The organism is Propionispira arboris (assembly GCF_900109225.1).
In the GTDB taxonomy this organism is placed as follows: Bacteria; Bacillota; Negativicutes; order Selenomonadales; family Selenomonadaceae; genus Propionispira; species Propionispira arboris.
The window spans coordinates 113928-132736 of record NZ_FNZK01000003.1; the positions used below are offsets into that span (position 1 = coordinate 113928).

Annotated in this window: 16 protein-coding genes and 2 riboswitches; of the genes, 13 read left to right on the top strand and 3 right to left on the bottom strand. The window is 38.2% G+C overall.

Features of this window, described 5'->3' with window-relative positions:
- Window positions 1–139 precede the first annotated feature (139 nt).
- The 8 genes from BMY14_RS04125 (at window position 140) to hslO (ending at window position 8992) form a co-directional block, all read left to right on the top strand.
- Window positions 140–1159 (top strand): LacI family DNA-binding transcriptional regulator, encoded by a 1020-nt coding sequence (locus tag BMY14_RS04125; RefSeq protein ID WP_091829462.1) that lies wholly within the window; start codon window positions 140–142, stop codon window positions 1157–1159.
- Complete coding sequence (locus BMY14_RS04130; protein WP_091829464.1) at window positions 1134–2567, top strand: sucrose-6-phosphate hydrolase; 1434 nt, start codon at window positions 1134–1136, stop codon at window positions 2565–2567. The genes BMY14_RS04125 and BMY14_RS04130 overlap by 26 nt, the downstream gene beginning before the upstream one ends.
- A 339-nt stretch (window positions 2568–2906) precedes the next feature.
- Window positions 2907–3728: an MBL fold metallo-hydrolase gene (locus tag BMY14_RS04135; RefSeq protein ID WP_091829466.1), complete on the top strand. Its 822-nt coding sequence runs from the start codon at window positions 2907–2909 to the stop codon at window positions 3726–3728.
- Window positions 3729–4324: 596 nt separating this feature from the next.
- A riboswitch (FMN riboswitch) is annotated at window positions 4325–4439 on the top strand.
- Between the two features lie 106 nt (window positions 4440–4545).
- Window positions 4546–5634, top strand: coding sequence for a bifunctional diaminohydroxyphosphoribosylaminopyrimidine deaminase/5-amino-6-(5-phosphoribosylamino)uracil reductase RibD (gene ribD, locus BMY14_RS04140; protein ID WP_091829467.1), 1089 nt, complete (start codon window positions 4546–4548; stop codon window positions 5632–5634).
- Between the two features lie 15 nt (window positions 5635–5649).
- Window positions 5650–6303: a riboflavin synthase gene (gene ribE, locus BMY14_RS04145; RefSeq protein WP_091829469.1), complete on the top strand. Its 654-nt coding sequence runs from the start codon at window positions 5650–5652 to the stop codon at window positions 6301–6303.
- A 16-nt stretch (window positions 6304–6319) separates the two neighbouring features.
- A complete protein-coding gene (locus tag BMY14_RS04150) occupies window positions 6320–7519 on the top strand; it encodes a bifunctional 3,4-dihydroxy-2-butanone-4-phosphate synthase/GTP cyclohydrolase II (RefSeq protein ID WP_091829471.1) in 1200 nt (399 codons plus the stop codon).
- Between the two features lie 12 nt (window positions 7520–7531).
- Window positions 7532–7996 carry a 6,7-dimethyl-8-ribityllumazine synthase gene (gene ribH, locus BMY14_RS04155; RefSeq protein WP_019553110.1) on the top strand — a complete coding sequence of 155 codons (465 nt, stop codon included), beginning with the start codon at window positions 7532–7534 and terminating at the stop codon, window positions 7994–7996.
- 126 nt (window positions 7997–8122) lie between these two features.
- On the top strand, window positions 8123–8992 hold the full coding sequence (hslO, locus tag BMY14_RS04160; protein ID WP_091829473.1) for an Hsp33 family molecular chaperone HslO: 870 nt from the start codon (window positions 8123–8125) through the stop codon (window positions 8990–8992).
- Window positions 8993–9088: 96 nt separating this feature from the next.
- Here hslO and rpmB read toward each other — a convergent pair whose 3' ends face one another.
- Complete coding sequence (gene rpmB, locus BMY14_RS04165) at window positions 9089–9280, bottom strand: 50S ribosomal protein L28 (protein ID WP_019553112.1); 192 nt, start codon at window positions 9278–9280, stop codon at window positions 9089–9091.
- 176 nt (window positions 9281–9456) lie between these two features.
- Window positions 9457–9789 (bottom strand): RidA family protein, encoded by a 333-nt coding sequence (locus BMY14_RS04170; RefSeq protein ID WP_091829475.1) that lies wholly within the window; start codon window positions 9787–9789, stop codon window positions 9457–9459.
- Between the two features lie 235 nt (window positions 9790–10024).
- Between BMY14_RS04170 and recG the strand changes: the two genes are divergently transcribed.
- From recG to BMY14_RS04190, 4 genes are all read left to right on the top strand, one after another.
- Window positions 10025–12088 carry an ATP-dependent DNA helicase RecG gene (recG, locus tag BMY14_RS04175; RefSeq protein ID WP_091829477.1) on the top strand — a complete coding sequence of 688 codons (2064 nt, stop codon included), beginning with the start codon at window positions 10025–10027 and terminating at the stop codon, window positions 12086–12088.
- A gap of 143 nt (window positions 12089–12231) precedes the next feature.
- A riboswitch (Lysine riboswitch) is annotated at window positions 12232–12400 on the top strand.
- A gap of 102 nt (window positions 12401–12502) precedes the next feature.
- Window positions 12503–13294, top strand: a complete 792-nt coding sequence (dapB, locus tag BMY14_RS04180) for a 4-hydroxy-tetrahydrodipicolinate reductase (protein ID WP_091829479.1) — start codon at window positions 12503–12505, stop codon at window positions 13292–13294.
- Between the two features lie 25 nt (window positions 13295–13319).
- The gene (locus BMY14_RS04185; RefSeq protein WP_091829481.1) at window positions 13320–14351 is read left to right on the top strand and encodes an aspartate-semialdehyde dehydrogenase; all 1032 of its coding nucleotides are present in this window, start codon (window positions 13320–13322) and stop codon (window positions 14349–14351) included.
- Window positions 14352–14662: 311 nt separating this feature from the next.
- Window positions 14663–16327, top strand: a complete 1665-nt coding sequence (locus BMY14_RS04190) for a ribonuclease J (protein WP_091829483.1) — start codon at window positions 14663–14665, stop codon at window positions 16325–16327.
- Window positions 16328–16379: 52 nt separating this feature from the next.
- On the opposite strand, the gene BMY14_RS04195 is transcribed toward BMY14_RS04190, so the two are convergent.
- Complete coding sequence (locus BMY14_RS04195) at window positions 16380–16661, bottom strand: hypothetical protein (protein ID WP_091829485.1); 282 nt, start codon at window positions 16659–16661, stop codon at window positions 16380–16382.
- Window positions 16662–16969: 308 nt separating this feature from the next.
- Here BMY14_RS04195 and BMY14_RS04200 point away from each other — a divergent pair, with 308 nt between their 5' ends.
- Window positions 16970–18691, top strand: coding sequence for a methyl-accepting chemotaxis protein (locus BMY14_RS04200; RefSeq protein ID WP_091829487.1), 1722 nt, complete (start codon window positions 16970–16972; stop codon window positions 18689–18691).
- Window positions 18692–18809: the final 118 nt, after the last annotated feature.

The window sequence follows — 18809 nt, forward strand, 5'->3', positions numbered from 1 at the left end:
GATGAATCCAGTAATAACGTAATTCTTTCACTTTAAATTCATGCAAAATCCTCTTGTGTGGCAGGGCTTTCTTTTTTTTTGACGAATATTTGTAATAAAGAATATCATCAGATTTTTGGAAAAGCACAGGAGGATTTTCATGGATAGTAAGTATACGATTCAAGATATAGCAGATATGGCAAAAGTTTCTAAAAGTACCGTATCACGTTATTTAAATCAGGGGTATATAAGCCAAGAGAAAATGGATAAAATAAAACAAGTCATTAAAGAAACGGGTTTTCAATCGAATTTTTTTGCCAAACGTCTGAAAATGAAGCAAAGCAAGCTAATTGGCATAATTTTGCCACGTATGGATTCTGTAACGGTTGGAAAATTGCTGGAAGGAGTGAATCGTATCCTGGAACCGGAAGGGTATCAAGGACTCATTCTTGTAAGTGACTTAAAAAAGCAAAAAGAAATTTGTAATATAAGTAATCTACAGCAACAGGGTGTTGACGGTATTATTATTGATTCTTTAGGTATTACCCGAGGACATTTGCAGTTATTGAAGTCTTTTGATATTCCAGTCGTTTTTACGGGACAACAGCATACTGCAGTTCATTACGTCAAAATTGATGATGAAGGAGCTGGCCGTATTATGGGAGCTTATGTGCGGCAAAAAGGACATCATCATGTAGTGTTTGCCGGAGTAACAAATATGGATCGTGCGGTTGGCATTGAACGTAAACAGGGGTTTATTGATGCATTTATGGAAAATCATCCAAAAGCAAAAGTTGATTTTGTTAAAACCGGTTTTAGTTTTGAATCAGCCTATGCAAGTGGTAGTGAAATCCTCGCCTTTAAACCAACGGCGGTGGTTTGTGCTACGGATAATATCGGTTTGGGTGTTCTGCGATATTTGCATGAACAAAAAATTAAAGTGCCACAGGAAATATCAGTAGCTGGTTTTGGGGGATATGCAGTAGGGGTGGTATCTTATCCAGCACTAACGACGGTGGCTTTTGATTATGAACTTGTAGGTATGAAAACGGCGCAAGGGCTGTTGGATCTTATAGCAGGTAAAAAAATGGAATCACAAAGTAATTTACCGTTGTCATTTATAGAGAGAGAAAGCGTTTGCGGGAGGCAAAGAGATGGTGTGGACAAAGACAGAATATAAAGAAAAAATCATAGCTGCTTTGCCAATGAAACACTTTTGGCACAATCGGTTTCATATAGAAATGCCATTTGGCTTGATCAACGACCCAAATGGCTTGAGTTTTTATCAAGGAGAATATCATATTTTTTATCAATGGAATCCTTATAGTTGTGAACATAAACATAAAAGCTGGGGTTATATAAAAACAACTGATTTTGTGCATTATACGATTCCCTGTCTGGCTTTAGTACCTGGTGAATCTTTTGATAAGGACGGCTGTTATACGGGCTGCGGGTTTGTGGAGGAAGACAAATTACAATTTGTGTATACTGGCAATGTGAAAAATGATAAAAATGAGCGTGAATCTTATCAATGTCTGGGCAGCCTGCAAGCAGATGGTAGGATAAAAAAAGAGGGTGTCCTTATTGCAAAGCAGCCCAGTGGATATACAGCACATTTTCGTGATCCTTATATATTTTATCGGGCGGGCGAACAATACATGGTTCTTGGTATTCAAACTGAAGCGCTGAAAGGTCGTGTGGTTTTATATCATAAAAAAGCAGGGTGTTGGGAATTTTCCGGTGAAATCAAGACAAGCTTAGGTGATTTTGGGTATATGTGGGAATGTCCGAATATGCTGCGTTTTGCGGATGCAGATGTACTGGTTTTTTCGCCGCAGGGACTTCAAGCAAAGGAGACTAAGTGGCAGAACCTCTATCAGACTGGCTATATAGTTGGAAATTTAAATTTGTCGACTCCAGAGTTTAGCCATGGAGACTTCGAGGAGGTTGATATGGGGTTTGATTTTTATGCCCCGCAGGTCTTTAAAGCGAATGGTCGTTATTTGATGCTTGGCTGGATTGGAATGCCAGACCGCAGTGAGGACTATCCCACAAGCGATAAAGGCTGGATGTTTGCTTTAACGATGATGCGAGAGCTTACTATGAAAAATGGGCGGCTTTATCAACAGCCTATCTATGAAATTGAAAAGTTACGAAGTGATAAAACAGAAATTTTTAAGCGGGAGTTTACCAACTATCAAGGTGAATTGCCACGTGGCTCAGAGATTTTATTGGATCTAGTACTTGGTGAAGCTAAACAGATTACGATAAAGTTCTATTTTGCGCTGGAAAAAATCACTTTTACGTATGACCGGCAAAAAGAACTATTCTGTATTGATCGTAATAAAATGAAGCTTGGGGGAAAAGGCATACGGAAATTCAAATTGGCGGCAAAAGCTAATTTACGCTTACATTTCTTTATCGATCGTACCGTAATTGAACTATTTTGCCAAGATGGAGAAAAAACAGCCACCTTGATGTATTTTCCGGAAGAAGACCGCAGTCCTCAGCTAGTAATTCAGGCGGACGATATCGTAACCTCCATGAAGGGGGGATTTTGGCAGATGGGATGTATTGAATATAAATAAAAAATCGCACAGAGAAAGAATCTGTGCGATGAAAAAAGGAATTAAACTTACAACTTCAATACTTTGAAAATCGAGATTAATATATGGAGAAGTATCAATCTCAAGATTTATAATAGAGCATATTTGTGATGATTTTATGAAGAAAATATGAATATTTTATGAATTTTAGATTAACTGCACGATATAAAACTTCCTCTTGATATTCAATCATGTATTATAGAAAAAGTAGGGTCAGTTTATTAAATAACAGATTAAATTGGTGATCATAAATGGTCGCCTTTTTTATTTTGTTTTGGAGTGATATACTGGAATAAAATCCATATGTAAAGCGAGGTTATTATGAAAATTACAATGTTAGTGGATAATAACACGATTATAGATTCATATTATGTAGGAGAACCTGCGGTATCTTATTTTATTGAAGAATCCGGGCATAAATATTTATTTGATGCAGGTTACTCTGATGTCTTTCTACAAAATGCAGAGGCCATGAATATTTCGCTTGATGATCTTTCAGGCGTCATTTTATCACATGGACATAATGATCATACGCGTGGTTTAACCTATTTAATAAAACAGAAGTTTCGAAACATATTACCGAAGCCAAGTTTAATTGCCCATCCAGAAGTATTTTTAACAAGGACTGAAAATGGTGAAGAGATTGGCTGCCCAATTAAAAAAAGTGTATTAGAAAAATTTTTTTCGTTTAATTTAAGCCGCAAGCCACTTTGGCTTACGAATCGCCTGGTTTTCTTAGGCGAAATTGAACGGTTAAATGATTTTGAAGCAAAAAATCCAGTGGGGATGTTTCAAGAAGATCTTAAAAATATCCCTGATTATGTTATGGATGATAGTGCTCTAGTGTATCGAGCTAAAAATGGTTTGGTTATCATAGCGGGCTGTTCGCATTCTGGAATATGCAATATCATTGAACAGGCGAAAAAAGTTTGTCAGGAAGAACGCGTGATTAATGTTATCGGAGGTTTTCATCTTTTACATACATCACCTGAGCGCATGAAAAGAACATGTGATTATTTTAGAGCGTTACAACCTGTTGAAGTTTATGCAGCACATTGTACGGACCTTAATGCTAAAATAGCACTTTCAGCTGTGACATCAGTAAAAGAGGCAGGCGTAGGCGTAGAGTTATACTATGAATAAAATATGAAGTTAGCATATAAAATGGTCTTTTTTTATTTGTTTTTAGCGGTAGTGCCTATATTGTAGACTTGATTTTTTGCATAAAAAGAGCCTACCCCATTAGCCGCAGAACTGAGGGCAGGCTTTTGCACTTTCGACTTGCTTGGTACAAATGAGAAATGCAAGTCCATTATAACATACAAATAATATAAAATAATAGTTGCTAATTATTAATTTTTTCATTTAAAGCATGAATTTACTAGTACCACAAGAAGAAAAAAGAGTAACAAAGTTACATTTATTTCGTTTATGGGCATCACCCCGATTTTGGGGTAATATTGATCGCCTACCGTATAATGTAGTACCTTGAAACATAACAACATAATATGGATGCAGATACAAAAAGGTATTCAGCGGTATAGCCTGCAAGCCGAAAGGTAAGATCCGGTTGGAAGAATATAACCACCAAATCGGGTGGCATTAAAATATTGAATCAATAAATAATACATTTTCTAGTCTGCTTTCATGTAAAAGATAACGGTTATATAACGAATTTTTCCTTGGAATTTGACAATGAATTGGTAAAGTGTTAATATGAATTCGTAAAGTTAATATAAAACAGTCTTTGAGGCGGGGTGTGATTCCCTACCGGCGGTATAGCCCGCAAGCCGAAAGGCAAGATCCGGTTGGATTCCGGAGCCGACAGTACAGTCTGGATGAGAAAAGACAAAAATTTAGAATGCATTTTTGTGTAGTTTTTTTGTATATGCGTTTTGGAGGCTGTTAAAAAGAGAAATCTTTTTGGCAGCCTTTTTTAGTGGAAAAGTGGGGCGATGAAATGCAGCATGAAGATTATATGAGACAGGCACTGATGTTAGCTCGTTATGCTGAAGGACGGACGAGTCCAAATCCTTTAGTTGGTGCCGTAATTGTAAAAGAAGGACGCATCGTAGGCCAGGGCTGGCATAAAAAATCAGGTACACCGCATGCAGAGATCCATGCATTGGCACAGGCTGGTGCAGCAGCCAAAGGTGCAACGATTTATGTAACACTGGAGCCGTGTTCCCATTACGGGCGCACACCACCATGCAGCAAAGCATTGATTGAAGCTGGTATTGGGCGGGTGGTAATTGCCATGAAAGATCCAAATCCTCTGGTGGCGGGACGCGGCATACAGATGCTTCGTGATGCTGGGATAGAAGTGATAGATGGAATTTTAAAACAAGAAGCCATTGAGCTGAATGAGGTCTTTTTGAAATGGATTATGACAAAACAGCCATTTATTATCCTGAAAACAGCAATGACTTTAGATGGTAAAATTGCAACCTGCACGGGGAATTCTCAGTGGATTACAAATGAAAAATCGCGTGAGCGTGTACATAAAATGCGGGATTTATATGATGGTATTCTTGTTGGCATTGGAACTGTTTTAGCGGATAACCCAAGTCTAACGACAAGGCTGGCAGGTATAAAAGGGGAAAATCCAATTCGGATTATCGTTGATAGTAAAGCGCGCACCCCGCTTACAGCTCAGGTGGTGACGGATCATGCGGCGCAGACAATCATTGCCGTGACAAAAGAAGCACCGCAAATTCGGGTTGAAGCACTTAGGCAGTCAGGTGTAGAAGTTTTAGTTGTTAATGATGGCAGGCAGGTTGATTTGAAGATTTTATTTTGCCAATTGGGTGAGCGTGCTATCAGTAGTATTTTTATTGAAGGTGGCGCAACAATCAATTATTCATTAATATCTGAACATTTGGTTGATAAAATCCATGTCTTTATTGCTCCCAAACTGGTTGGTGGTAAAGATGCAGTAACAGCTTTTGAGGGAAGTGGCATTGAGAATTTACAAGATGCATTTTTGCTTGAAAAGATGCAGACGGAATTGATCGATGGTGACATTTTAATTAGCGGTTATGCTAAATAGAAAGTGAGGAATTCTATGTTTACCGGAATAGCAGAAGAACTTGGAAAAATAAAGACAATGGATTTCGCTGCGAAGTCTGTTAAAATTACGATCGAGGCAAAAAAAGTACTAGTCGGGTTAAAGATTGGCGACAGTATTTCTGTCAATGGAACTTGCTTGACGGTTGTGAGCTTTACAGAGCATAACTTTACGGCAGATGTAATGCCGGAGACAGTAAAATCAACCGTGCTTTCTCAATTGAAAAATGGCAGTGTAGTGAATCTGGAGCCAGCACTTATGCTGACGAGTCGTTTAGGCGGGCATATGGTGAGTGGCCATGTTGATGGATTGGGAACTATTAACGGCATTGAAAAAGATGATAATGCCATTGTGTTTACGATTGATGTTAAGGCAGATATTGCTAAATATATTGTTAAAAAAGGGTCAGTGGCGATCGATGGTATAAGCCTCACGGTTGTTGATTGCACGGCGCATTCTTTTAAGGTATCGTTAATACCTCATACTGCTGAAGTTACAGCATTTGGTGTAAAAAAAATCGGTGACATTGTAAATATTGAAACCGATATGGTTGGAAAATATATTGAACGATTTTTAACATATCAGGAAGATACAAAATCGTTGTCAGAAACAAAAATAACAGCGGATTTTTTGCAAAAATACGGGTTTTAAAGAGGAGAGTTCAGTTATGGGATTTAGTAAAATAGAAGATGCAATTGAAGATATTAGACAGGGGAAAATGATTGTTGTAGTAGATGATGAAGATCGAGAAAATGAAGGGGATGTCATTATTGCTGCGGATAAAGTAACACCGGAAGCAATTAACTTTATGGCAACGTATGCGCGCGGCTTGATTTGTATGCCGATCAATGGTGAACGTTTAGATGCTCTGGATGTTGGTCCGATGGTTGCCAATAATACCGATAATCATGAAACAGCTTTTACTGTTTCTGTCGATGCCTATGATACCGAAACGGGAATTTCTGCTTATGAAAGGGCACAGACTGTCAAAGCTGTTTTGGACCCAGCGACAAAATCGACAGGGCTGCGTCGTCCAGGACATGTATTTCCGTTGCGTTCTGTTGACGGTGGTGTGTTAAGACGAACCGGTCATACAGAAGCGGCTGTCGACATGGCAACACTGGCAGGATTTTCTCCTGCCGGGGTAATCTGCGAAATTATGAATGATGATGGACATATGGCGCGTGTACCGGATTTGATGAAATTTGTTGAGAAACATGATTTGAAATTAATTACGATTACAGATTTAATTAAATATCGCAAAAGTACGGAAAATTTCATTCATAAAGTAGCAGAAACAAAATTTCCGAGTAAATATGGTCAGTTTAAATTGATTGCGTACGAAAATGATTTAGATAATAAATGCCATATTGCGATTGTTAAGGGCGATATTAAGGGGAAAGAAAATGTTTTAGTCCGTGTTCATTCGGAATGTTTGACGGGAGATGCACTCGGCTCCATGCGCTGCGATTGTGGTGATCAATTGGCAACGGCTTTAAAGCGTATTGAAGCAGAAGGCACGGGAGTTGTGCTTTATATGCGTCAAGAAGGCCGCGGAATCGGTTTGGCCAATAAAATTCGTGCCTATGCACTCCAAGATCAGGGCAAAGATACAGTAGAAGCGAATTTGCTTTTAGGTTTTGCACCAGACTTGCGGGATTATGGGATCGGAGCACAAATTTTAGTGGATCTTGGACTCACCAGTATTCGGTTATTGACAAATAATCCAGCAAAAAGAGCTGGACTGGAAGGATATGGACTGGAAATTGTCGAAAGAGTACCATTAGAAATAAAATCCAATAAATTCAATAAGAAATATTTGAATATCAAAAAAGTGAAAATGGGGCATATTTTAAAAGATGAGTAGGAGGATTTTAGTATGGCAAATGTAATTGAAGGAAAACTGCTTGCAGAGGGATTGAAATTTGGGATTGTGGTGTCTAGATTCAATGAATTTATTACGAGTAAATTATTATCAGGTGCTCTTGATGCGTTAAAACGTCATGGTGCTAAAGATATAGATGTGGATGTTGCTTGGGTTCCCGGAGCCTTTGAAATTCCGCTTGCCGCAAAAAAAATGGCGGAAAGCACAAAATATCATGCTGTGATTTGCCTTGGTGCAGTCATTCGTGGGTCGACGTCTCATTATGACTATGTTTGCAGCGAAGTTTCGAAAGGTGTTGCAACCGTTGGTTTATCAACGGGTGTTCCGACGATTTTCGGTGTGGTAACAACAGAAAATATTGAACAGGCAATTGAACGTGCCGGTACAAAAGCTGGTAATAAAGGTACAGATGCTGCTGTTTCAGCAATTGAAATGGCAAACTTGTTCAGAAATCTTTAATTTTTCAAGATATAGGGGCGACAAAATGACGGTAAATCAAACGATTATCGCATTGAAACTGAAATAAGAAAAAAGTAAGTTGATATGTCATTTGCATATCAACTTACTTTTATTTAGGAGGATTTTATGAAAGATCATTTAATAAAAGCAACAGCCAATGGTATTAGAGCTTATGCAGCAGTCACTACAGAGCTTGTCGCAGAAGCTGCAACTCGTCATGACTGTTATCCGATTGCTGCCGCAGCCTTAGGACGGACAATGACGGGGGGGCTTTTACTCGCGGCAAATTTGAAAAACAAGGAATGCCTGACTGTTAAATTTGCGGGGGATGGTCCACTGGGCAGTGTTGTTGCTGATGCAAGTTCAGAAGGATTTGTGCGTGGTTATGTGGATCAACCGCATGTGGATTTACCGCTCAATAATGGTAAGCTGGCCGTCGGGGAAGCAGTAGGACATGGTATTGTATCCGTTACGCGTTTTACCGGTCTTAAAGAAGCCGTGACGGGAAGTTCTGAGATTTTGACTGGTGAAATTGCAGAAGACTTTACCCAATATCTTTATACGTCAGAACAAACCCCTAGTAGTATTGGTTTAGGCGTTTTAGTGAGTCCTGATCTAAAAGTTATTGCTGCCGGTGGATTTTTCATTCAAGCTCTGCCAGATGTCGAAGAAGCGATGCTTGATAAGCTGGAAGAAAACTTAAAGACGCTGCGACCTGTTTCAACCATGGTACATGATGGCTTTGATGCAAAACAAATTATTGGAGCTATTTTTGCGGGAATGGATATTACGTATTTTGAGACGACAGATTTAACTTTTAAATGCCAATGTTCAAAACGCCGAATTGAAGAAGTTTTAATGAGTCTTGGCAAAAACGATCTTGCTTCCTTGGTTGATGATGGCAAAGCGGAAGTTTGCTGCCATTTCTGCGGGGAAAAATATCAATTTAACAAAGAAGAACTTACCGCTCTGTTTAATGTCAGCCAAATGGGGTGACATTAGCTGCTCTCGATAAAAACATAAAAATAAGCGACCTAATCAAAATTAGGTCGCTTATTTTTATGATATATCATTTGATATTAATAGCACGGATTAAATTGCACGTGCAACTTTACCGGAACGTAAGCAACGAGTACAAACATTAATTCGTTTAACTTCACCACTAACTACAGCACGAACACGTTGGATATTAGGTTTCCAAGTCCGTTTTGTTTTTAAGTGAGAATGGCTGACGTTCATACCAGCTACTTCACCTTTTGCGCAAATTTCACAAACATTTGCCATGTAGTCCACCTCCTTTAAGTAAAGGACAGAGCTATCCTCATACGTAATACAAGTATTCTATCACAAAATTGGCATTGATTGCAAGAAGTTTTATAAATACTACCATAGATTGGAGACGAATACCAATCTATGGTAACACATTTCAGCGGGAAGGTAAACTAAATTTTTGCCAATGATCAGCAGTTTGCGTAGGTCATCTTTTTGGCGACCATTTCAAATGAAATTGGCGCTTGTTCATCATATGTTGGTATGATTGAATTATTAGGCTGAGCACTGCCAAAAAAATTCTGATAACAATCTTTCATGGAAGACCAATAGTCGAGATTTGGCACATAAATATTTACTTTGATGATGTTATATTTATTGCTGTGATGTCGGTCGAGTTTAATTTCCATTTGTTTTAAGGTTTTATAAGTTTGTTCACCTAGATTAGGGCTGAACGTACTCATTTGATTGGATATATAGATTACGTCGCTATGGACGACAGGCTCATCTTGATTCAGGCGCATAAAAATTCCCCATTTCCATGTTGGCAGCATCCATAAAATGTTCGCTGTCAAATAATATAATTCTATAGTAACTATTTTTCTTGTTATAGTAAATAGGATTACGTCGGATTGTGTCGGATTTTACAAAGTATACACGAATACAAAGAGCTTTAGTTGTAGATTGAGTCCATATTTGTTAAAATGAAGAATACGAATGTAAGTTCTTATTTTAAGATAAATAATTTGGAGCAGAATAATGAATACAGATCTTGAGACAAAAGTACAATATTTAAAAGGCGTAGGTCCGGTAAAAAGTAAAGCTTTCGTAAATTTGGGCATTACTACTGTTTATGATTTGCTAACGCATTATCCGCGGCGGTATGAAGATCGCAGTGTTGTTACCAAACTTTCCGAAGCTAAAGTCGGCGAGACAGAGACTATCAGCGGCATTTTGATAAATGTGACAGAGCATAATCCCAGGCGAGGATTGAAACTTTTGAAAGCATTGGTTAATGATGGTTCAGGTTTTTTGCAAATAACTTGGTTCAATCAGCCCTTTGTTAAAAAAAATCTAAAAATTGGTCGACGAATCTTTGCTACAGGAAAAGTGAATTATGCATATGGTGGACAGGGTCAATTTGAAATGAATCCTATTATTGATTATGAGGTTGCCGAAGAACAGGCAGAAGATACCCATAAAATCTTACCGGTTTACATGGCAACAGATGCCTTACCACAAAAATTTTTACGTAAACTCATAGAGCAGGTTTTAGATGAGTCTATTAAGATTCCCGAAAATCTTCCAAAACATTTGCAACTCGAGTATCAATTGATGGATCGAAAAGACGCTATGTATAAAATTCATTTTCCCACAACAATGGAGGAAATGACAAAGGCTCGTTATCGATTAGCATTTGAAGAACTGTATTTGATTCAATGTGGTCTTTTAGTTTTGAAAAAACAAAGCCGTGATAAACAAAAAGGTATCCGGCATTTAATGAATAGTACTTTATTGAAGAAAGTACTACATAAAATTCCGTTTAAATTGACTACGGATCAAAAGTTGGTTTTGGAAGAAATTTATCATGATATGGAGTCCAGTTTGCCAATGCGGCGTTTAATTCAAGGGGATGTTGGTTCTGGTAAGACAATTGTATCGGTGCTTGCTCTAGTAAAAACGATTGAAAATGGTTACCAGGGAGCGTTGATGGCACCAACTGAAATTCTAGCAGAACAGCATCTTGCCAGCTTTACAAATTTACTGGATTCTTGCGGCATACGAATTGGCTTTTTGAGCGGCAAGCTTACGAAAAAAAATCGTGAAGTAACACTTGAAAAAATTGCGGCGGGGGAAGTAGATCTTGTGATTGGTACGCATGCACTCATTCAGGAAGCAGTTCAGTTTAAAAATCTCGGGCTGGTTGTGACGGATGAACAGCATCGGTTTGGAATTCGTCAGCGGGCCCTGTTAGAAGAAAAAGGTCAGCTTATGCCGGATGTTTTAGTAATGACAGCGACGCCAATTCCACGAACTATGACTCTTACAGTGTATGGTGATTTGGATGTATCTGTCATTAAACAACTGCCGCCGGGACGTAAACCGATACGGACGTTTGTCCGGACAAGCAGTAAGCGAGACCTCATCTATCAGTTTGTTAAAGCAGAGATTGCCAAAGGTCGCCAAGCTTATGTAGTTTGTCCTTTGATCGAAATGTCAGAGACGCTCAATGTACAATCCGCGACTGAGGTTTATGAAGAACTTACCGGTGGGATATTTCGTGATATAGAATGTGGACTTGTCCATGGGAAACTTTCTTCCAAAGAAAAAGAGAAAATCATGTTGGAATTTCATGCGGGAACAATTAAACTACTGGTTGCAACGACGGTAATAGAAGTTGGTGTCAATGTGCCAAATGCTAGTATCATGGTAATTGAAGGAGCTGATCGTTTTGGGCTGGCACAGCTTCATCAGCTGCGTGGGCGAATCGGACGCGGTCAATACCAGTCCTATTGTATTTTAATTTCCCAAGGAAAGTCTGCTGTGGCGAAAGAGCGGCTTGGTATCATGGAAAAGACGAATAGTGGATTTGCTTTGGCAGAAGAGGATTTAAAATTGCGTGGGCCAGGTCAATTTTTTGGTTCGATGCAGCATGGTTTGGCAGATCTGAAAATAGCCGATGTCTTGAATGATCTGGATATTTTATTAAAAGCTAGAGATGCTGCCTTAAAGACTCTGGCAAGTGTGGATGATTTACGTTATATCTTAGAGATTTTATCGTTGCAATATAAAGATCAGTTTATGAAAATTACGGATAATTAAAGTCATTCGTTGTATGAAAAATAATAGCAGTTGTGTTTTTATTTGAAAAATTGACCAATAATTTGTAAATCATGAAAAAACATATTGATTTTTGGGATAGACTTGATATACAATATACATAAATCAAATATAGATCCTGTATAGGATGAAATAGAGGCGCGAAAAACAAAAGTATCTTTAGGGAGACGGGCAGCAATGAACTAAAGAAAAAGGGTTTTTCGCCGAAGTTTTGATATTGCCCCAATATCAGGACTGGATGAATATCGAATAGGTATTTGTTTGTCATCATTTTGATGGAGAGCTATCTCATCTGGAAAAATTTTTATTTTTCCTAAGGGCTGATGTGTTATAAACAGCTGATGAGAGATTTTCTCATTGGCTTTTTTATTAGCATAAATTTTGGAGGTGCATATTTTGGTTAGAGTAATGGTAAGCGGGGCTTGCGGAAAAATGGGACGATCTGTTTTAAATGCAGTGCAGCAAGATCCACAATTAGAACTAGTGGGAGCTGTTGATTTACATGCAGGCAGTGATATTGGAGACTTGATCGGTATACCAAAAACGGGAATTACCGTACAGGCAGATTTAGTAGAAGCAATTGTCTCGGCAAAACCAGATGTATTAGTTGATTTTACAAAGCCGAGTGTTGTCTTTAGTAATGCTTGTATTGCCTTAAAACATAGAGTTTCTCCAGTTATTGGTACGACAGGTTTGTCGGATGAACATAAAGCTGAAATCAAAAATTTAGCAGAGGAAAATAATACAGCTGCTTTTATAGCCCCTAATTTTGCAATTGGAGCCATCTTAATGATGAAAATGGCAAAAGAAGCTGCAAAATATATGCCTCATGTAGAAATCATCGAATTGCATCATGATAATAAACTGGATGCACCGTCAGGCACGGCTCTTGGTACGGCTGATATGATTCGTGAAGTGCGGAAAAGCATGCAGCAGGGAAATCCTGATGAATTTGAAAAAGTTGCCGGGGCTCGCGGAGCGAATGTGGATGGAATTCATATTCACAGTGTTCGTTTGCCGGGGTATGTGGCGCATCAGGAAGTGATTTTTGGCGGTCTTGGTCAAACGTTGACCATTCGTCATGATTCAATTAATCGTGATTCTTTTATGCCGGGCGTTGTCATGGCTTGTAAAAAAGTAAAAGGTTTACAGGGATTGGTTATAGGTTTGGAAAATTTATTAGATTGATGAAAACTGAGGGGGATTCATAACTATGGAAAAATATAATGTAGCAATATTGGGGGCAACTGGAGCCGTTGGACAAGAGTTTCTGGATTTGATTGAAGAGCGCAACTTTCCTTTTGCTCAGCTAAAGTTACTGGCATCAAAACGTTCAGCCGGGCAAATTATTCATTTTATGGGTAAAGACTATACGGTTGAAGAAGCAACAAAAGATTCTTTTAAAGATGTACACATCGCTTTGTTTGCCGGTGGTGCAGCGAGTAAAGAGTTTGCTCCGGCAGCGGTTGAAGCAGGGGCTGTTGTTATTGATAATTCAAGTACATTTCGGATGGACCCACAAGTCCCACTGATTGTTCCTGAAGTCAATCCCGAAATGATTAAAAAACACAAAGGTATTATTGCGAATCCGAATTGTTCTACGATTATCATGGTTATGGCACTCAAACCAATTTACGATCAGGTTAAGATCAAACGTGTTGTTGTATCGACCTATCAAGCCGTATCGGGTGGCGGAAAAGAAGCTATGGCGGAACTTGAAAATCAAGTGAAGGCAATTGCGAGCGGCCAAGAAATTGTAGCGAACATCTTACCTGGTGCAGGTTTGCCGAAACATTATCAGATTGCCTTTAATTTAATCCCGCAGATTGATGTATTTAAAGAGAATTTATATACAAAAGAAGAAATGAAAATGATTGATGAAACTCATAAGATTATGAATGACTATGATATGGGTATTACAGCTACGACGATTCGTGTACCTGTATACCGCAGCCATGCCGAATCGGTTAACATTGAACTGGAAGGCGAATTCAGCGTTCAAGATGCCAAAAATGCTTTGGCAAAATTCCCCGGGGTTGTTGTCGAAGATGATCCAGCTGAAATGATTTATCCAATGCCTCTGAAAACATCCGGTAAAAATGATGTAGCAGTAGGTCGTATCCGTAAAGATTATTCGATTAAAAATGGTTTAAATTTATGGGTTGTTGGTGATCAAATTCGTAAGGGTGCTGCCTTGAATGCCTTACAGATCGCTGAATATATGATTGAGCATAAAATGTTTTGAGCGTTTAACTGATAAAATGCCAAAATTCAGTGTAAATAACTGGATTTTGGCATTCTTAGTTTTGAATTCATTGTCAAAATAGAGCATCGAATCTACGGATGTTGTCTTTTGGCAAGGAAACCAATGTGAATACATTGTATTAAGCTTTACAATAGGCGGCTGTAAGATATATAATAGAAGAAATAAGAAGAACGGTCGATTTATATATTTTTTTAATTGTACAGTTCGGACTTACTATTAAGGACTTAACTACTAAGAGTTAAAGATAGATTCAAAATAAGTAGATAAAATTAACGTCGGAGGTGTAATTTTTGGCTAAAGTACCACAAAAACTTCAAATCATTCCACTAGGTGGACTCGGGGAAATCGGCAAGAATATGACAGTAGTTCGTGTAGATGATGAAATACTGGTTATTGATGCTGGATTAATGTTCCCTGATGATGATATGTTGGGAATCGATTTGGTTATTCCTGATATATCTTATTTATTAGAAAATCGCGATATAATAAAGGCGATTGTTCTTACCCATGGTCATGAAGATCATATTGGTGCATTACCGTATGTGTTGAAACAGCTTAATGTACCAGTATATGGAACGAAATTGACACTGGGAATCTTAGAAGGCAGACTAAAAGAAAAAAATGTCGATGCGAGTGGTTTGATTCCAGTTAAACCAGGTGACATTATTAATCTTGGCTGCTTTAGTGTCGGATTTATTCGTGTAAGTCACAGTATTCCTGATGCGGTTGGTTTGTCTATAAAAACACCAGTTGGAACGATTGTCCATACGGGCGATTTTAAGATGGATTATACGCCGGTTGATGGAAAAATGACGGACTTTCGGAGATTTTCTGAATTAGGTAATCGTGGCGTATTGCTATTAATGTCGGATAGTACGAATGCAGAAAGACCGGGACATACTCCTAGTGAAAGAACAGTAGGGGTTGCGTTTGATAAAGTTTTTCATAATGCAAAAAATCGTATTATTATTGCTACGTTTTCTTCGAATGTGCATCGTATTCAGCAGGCAATTGATACGGCCTGCCAATATAAACGAAAAGTTGCTGTTTTAGGGCGCAGTATGATTAATGTTGTAAATATATCTTTAGAATTGGGTTATTTGACGGTTCCTGAAGGTGTCTTAATTGATATTGATGAAATCAATAATTATCCAATGTCTCAGGTTGTTATTGTGACGACGGGAAGTCAAGGTGAACCGTTGTCAGCACTGACCAGGATGTCGATGTCTGATCATCGCAAGGTGGGCATTGTTCCTGGTGATACCGTTATCATTTCGGCTACGCCGATTCCTGGTAATGAAAAACTCGTTTCGCGAACGATTGATAATCTTTTGAAGCAGGGTGCCGAAGTAATTTATGAGAAATCAAAAGGCATTCATGTATCTGGGCATGCCAGTCAGGAAGAATTGAAATTGATGTATAATTTGATTCATCCAAGATTCTTTATGCCTGTGCATGGAGAATATCGTCATTTGATTAAACATGCCAAACTAGTTCAGGATCTGGGCATGCCAAAACACAATATTTTTATTAGTGATAATGGACAAATTTTAGAATTTACCAGAGATAAAGGCACTGTGGCTGGCAAAGTTACCGCTGGTAACGTGCTTATTGATGGACTGGGTGTTGGTGATGTTGGCAATATTGTATTGCGTGACCGCCGCCAGCTATCCCAAGATGGTATCTTGATTATTGTTGTTACTATGGATAAAGACCAAGGCTGTGTAGCCGCAGGTCCAGATATTGTTTCCAGAGGGTTTGTGTATGTACGTGAATCCGAGGCATTGATGGATGAAGCGAAGGAAAAAGTTAAAACAGCACTTGAAAAATGTGAAGAAAATAATATTACCGAGTGGGCGACTATCAAAGCTAATATTCGTGATGCTCTTGGTAGATATTTATATGAAAAAACTCGTAGAAGACCGATGATTTTACCAATCATTATGGAAATCTAAAGAAAAGCAGAAACTTCTTTTTGATAAAAGAGTTTCTGCTTTTTTCAATTTTTTATTTTTTTAGAATATACTTATCTGTTGCATAATCCAGCATTTCCTGCCATGATTTAAATTTTGTCGATTGGAGAACGTGTTTATCCATTTCATTTTCTGGAAGAGCTTCAAAGTCTTGCTGGCATTTAATTGTAAATTTTCCTCCATTTAAAAATTTTTCAAAGGATTTATAACGAGTGAATTTACGCATAAATGAAGTATGAAATACTTCATTAAAATCGACAAGCTGCGGTTCAAGCGAATTCGGGAGTTTATAATAGCCGGTTATTTTGATAGGCATGGTATCACCTCACTTATTATAGATATCATAATACTGCACGGTTTAATTGAAAGTCAATATGCACCCATAAATTATTTTCTGTATTATTGTAAAAGAAAGAAGGTTTTTGAAGAGTAATCTAGAAGATTTCTTAATTAACAAAGATAGGCTCTTAGGCTTTTTGCATGTTCCCTGAAACTTCATCTTATATTGAATCTTGCTGTAATTTGTAACTGTAAGGCTGTTGTTGATTCGATAGGTGCGTCTACAACATTTGTTTTTATAGTATGGAAATTTTTTCATAAAAATTATACAAGGAGAGATGTAAAATGAATTGGTTTAGCAATCTGAAAGTTAGACAAAAATTATATTTTTTGATCGCAGTTTTCAGTATAGCAGTAATTGTTATTGGGGTTTTAGGTCATGTAAATTTGAAAAAGAGCAGTCAAAATATGGAAACTTTATATGGTGTTAATGTTAAAGCAATCGAATTGACGGATGATTGTCGGTTGGCGCAGCGAAGAATTCAGGCCGATTTGTTTGCTTTGATGGTTACAACGGATGATAATGAAAATAAAAGATTATCATCTGATATTATTCAAGCCAGAAAGCGTTTTGATGATAATATTGTGGCATATGAAAAGCTTCCACTTACTCAAGAACAGAAAGCAGCGTTGGAATCTGTAAAGACTATAGTAGTGCAATATCGCACAGTAAATGCGGATGTTACTGCTTTGGCGCTACAGAATAAGAATGAGGAGGCCTATAAATTATTTCAAGTAAAAGCTGCACCATTAGCAGAGCAGATTTTTGATAAATTCAGGGCGATTTCTAGTGAAGCTAATAAAAGTTCAGAGCAGTTGAATCAAACGGCAAGAGAAGATGTTGCCCGTTCTAGTATGACAGCGATTGCTATTACCGTGATTGCTTTACTCCTGGGAGTGGTAGTAGGCATCTTGATTATCAAACAAATTACGAAACGCTTGAGTGATTCTGTAAAATTTTTAGGCGATATTGCATCAGGAGATTTTTCGCAGGATGTGGCAGAGCACAGTATGAAAGATCAAAGCGAATTTGGAGCGTTGTCACAGTCGGTTGATCGAATGAATCGAAATATTCGGGCGTTAATTAAGCAACTTTTAAATACATCCGAACAAGTGGCAGCAGCATCAGAAGAATTAACTGCCAGTGCAGAACAGTCAGCACTGGCATCCAATCAAATAGCAGAATCCATTACAGAAGTTGCCAAAGGTGCGGAAAAACAATTGGAAATGGCTGTTTCGACAAATCATATTGTCGAAGAGATGGCAAAAGGAATTCATCAAGTTACTGAAAATACTAGTGAAGTGGCTCGATCGACAGAGCGGACGTCAACGGCTGCTATCGAAGGTGGTAAGGCGATTGAAAAAACAGCTATTCAGATGGGAACCATTGAAAAACGAACCGATGATACGGCGGATGTGATTGGTGAACTAGAGGGGAAATCAAAACAAATTGATACCATTGTCGGATTAATTTCAAATATTGCTGCCCAAACGAATTTGTTAGCTTTAAATGCGGCTATTGAAGCAGCAAGAGCTGGAGATGCAGGTAGAGGATTTTCGGTTGTTGCGGAAGAGGTCAGAAAATTGGCTGAACAATCAGCCCATGCGACAAAAGACATCACAGAACTCATTGTTGATGTACAAGCAAAAACAAAAACCGCGGTCAATTTTATGAATGAAAGTAAACGTGAAGTAAAAATGGGCTCAGAACTTGTTGATTTGGCTGGTAAGAATTTCAATGAAATATTAACAATGATTAAAGTTGTGGCGGATGAAATAAATGAAATATCAGCAGCGACTGAAGAGCTGACGAGTGGAACCGAAGACGTTGTTACTGCCACGGGGAATAGTAGCAACGAAACAAAAAAAACAGCAGAATCAACTGAAACGATTTCGGCTGCCACAGAACAACAATCAGCATCCATGGAAGAAATTGCTTCTGCTAGTACCCATTTAGCAAAACTTGCAGCAGATTTGCAAAATGAAATACAAAAGTTCAAAATCTAGACGGCAGTGTTTTTCTAAATAGGTCTATTTGAGACTATCGGCTTTGATTGATAGTCTCAAGGCCTGTTTATAATTTTTAGCTTAACTTGTATAAAATGTTTGTACTTACAATAATATG

Bases quoted from the DNA above. Each gene is read 5' to 3' on its own strand.
- BMY14_RS04150 (WP_091829471.1), top strand. From the start codon at position 6,320: ATGGGATTTAGTAAAATAGAAGATGCAATTGAAGATATTAGACAGGGG.
- hslO (WP_091829473.1), top strand. From the start codon at position 8,123: ATGAAAGATCATTTAATAAAAGCAACAGCCAATGGTATTAGAGCTTAT.
- recG (WP_091829477.1), top strand. From the start codon at position 10,025: ATGAATACAGATCTTGAGACAAAAGTACAATATTTAAAAGGCGTAGGT.
- BMY14_RS04185 (WP_091829481.1), top strand. From the start codon at position 13,320: ATGGAAAAATATAATGTAGCAATATTGGGGGCAACTGGAGCCGTTGGA.
- BMY14_RS04125 (WP_091829462.1), top strand. From the start codon at position 140: ATGGATAGTAAGTATACGATTCAAGATATAGCAGATATGGCAAAAGTT.
- BMY14_RS04130 (WP_091829464.1), top strand. From the start codon at position 1,134: ATGGTGTGGACAAAGACAGAATATAAAGAAAAAATCATAGCTGCTTTG.
- ribE (WP_091829469.1), top strand. From the start codon at position 5,650: ATGTTTACCGGAATAGCAGAAGAACTTGGAAAAATAAAGACAATGGAT.
- rpmB (WP_019553112.1), bottom strand. From the start codon at position 9,280: ATGGCAAATGTTTGTGAAATTTGCGCAAAAGGTGAAGTAGCTGGTATG.
- ribH (WP_019553110.1), top strand. From the start codon at position 7,532: ATGGCAAATGTAATTGAAGGAAAACTGCTTGCAGAGGGATTGAAATTT.
- BMY14_RS04170 (WP_091829475.1), bottom strand. From the start codon at position 9,789: ATGCGCCTGAATCAAGATGAGCCTGTCGTCCATAGCGACGTAATCTAT.
- BMY14_RS04195 (WP_091829485.1), bottom strand. From the start codon at position 16,661: ATGCCTATCAAAATAACCGGCTATTATAAACTCCCGAATTCGCTTGAA.
- ribD (WP_091829467.1), top strand. From the start codon at position 4,546: ATGCAGCATGAAGATTATATGAGACAGGCACTGATGTTAGCTCGTTAT.
- BMY14_RS04200 (WP_091829487.1), top strand. From the start codon at position 16,970: ATGAATTGGTTTAGCAATCTGAAAGTTAGACAAAAATTATATTTTTTG.
- BMY14_RS04135 (WP_091829466.1), top strand. From the start codon at position 2,907: ATGAAAATTACAATGTTAGTGGATAATAACACGATTATAGATTCATAT.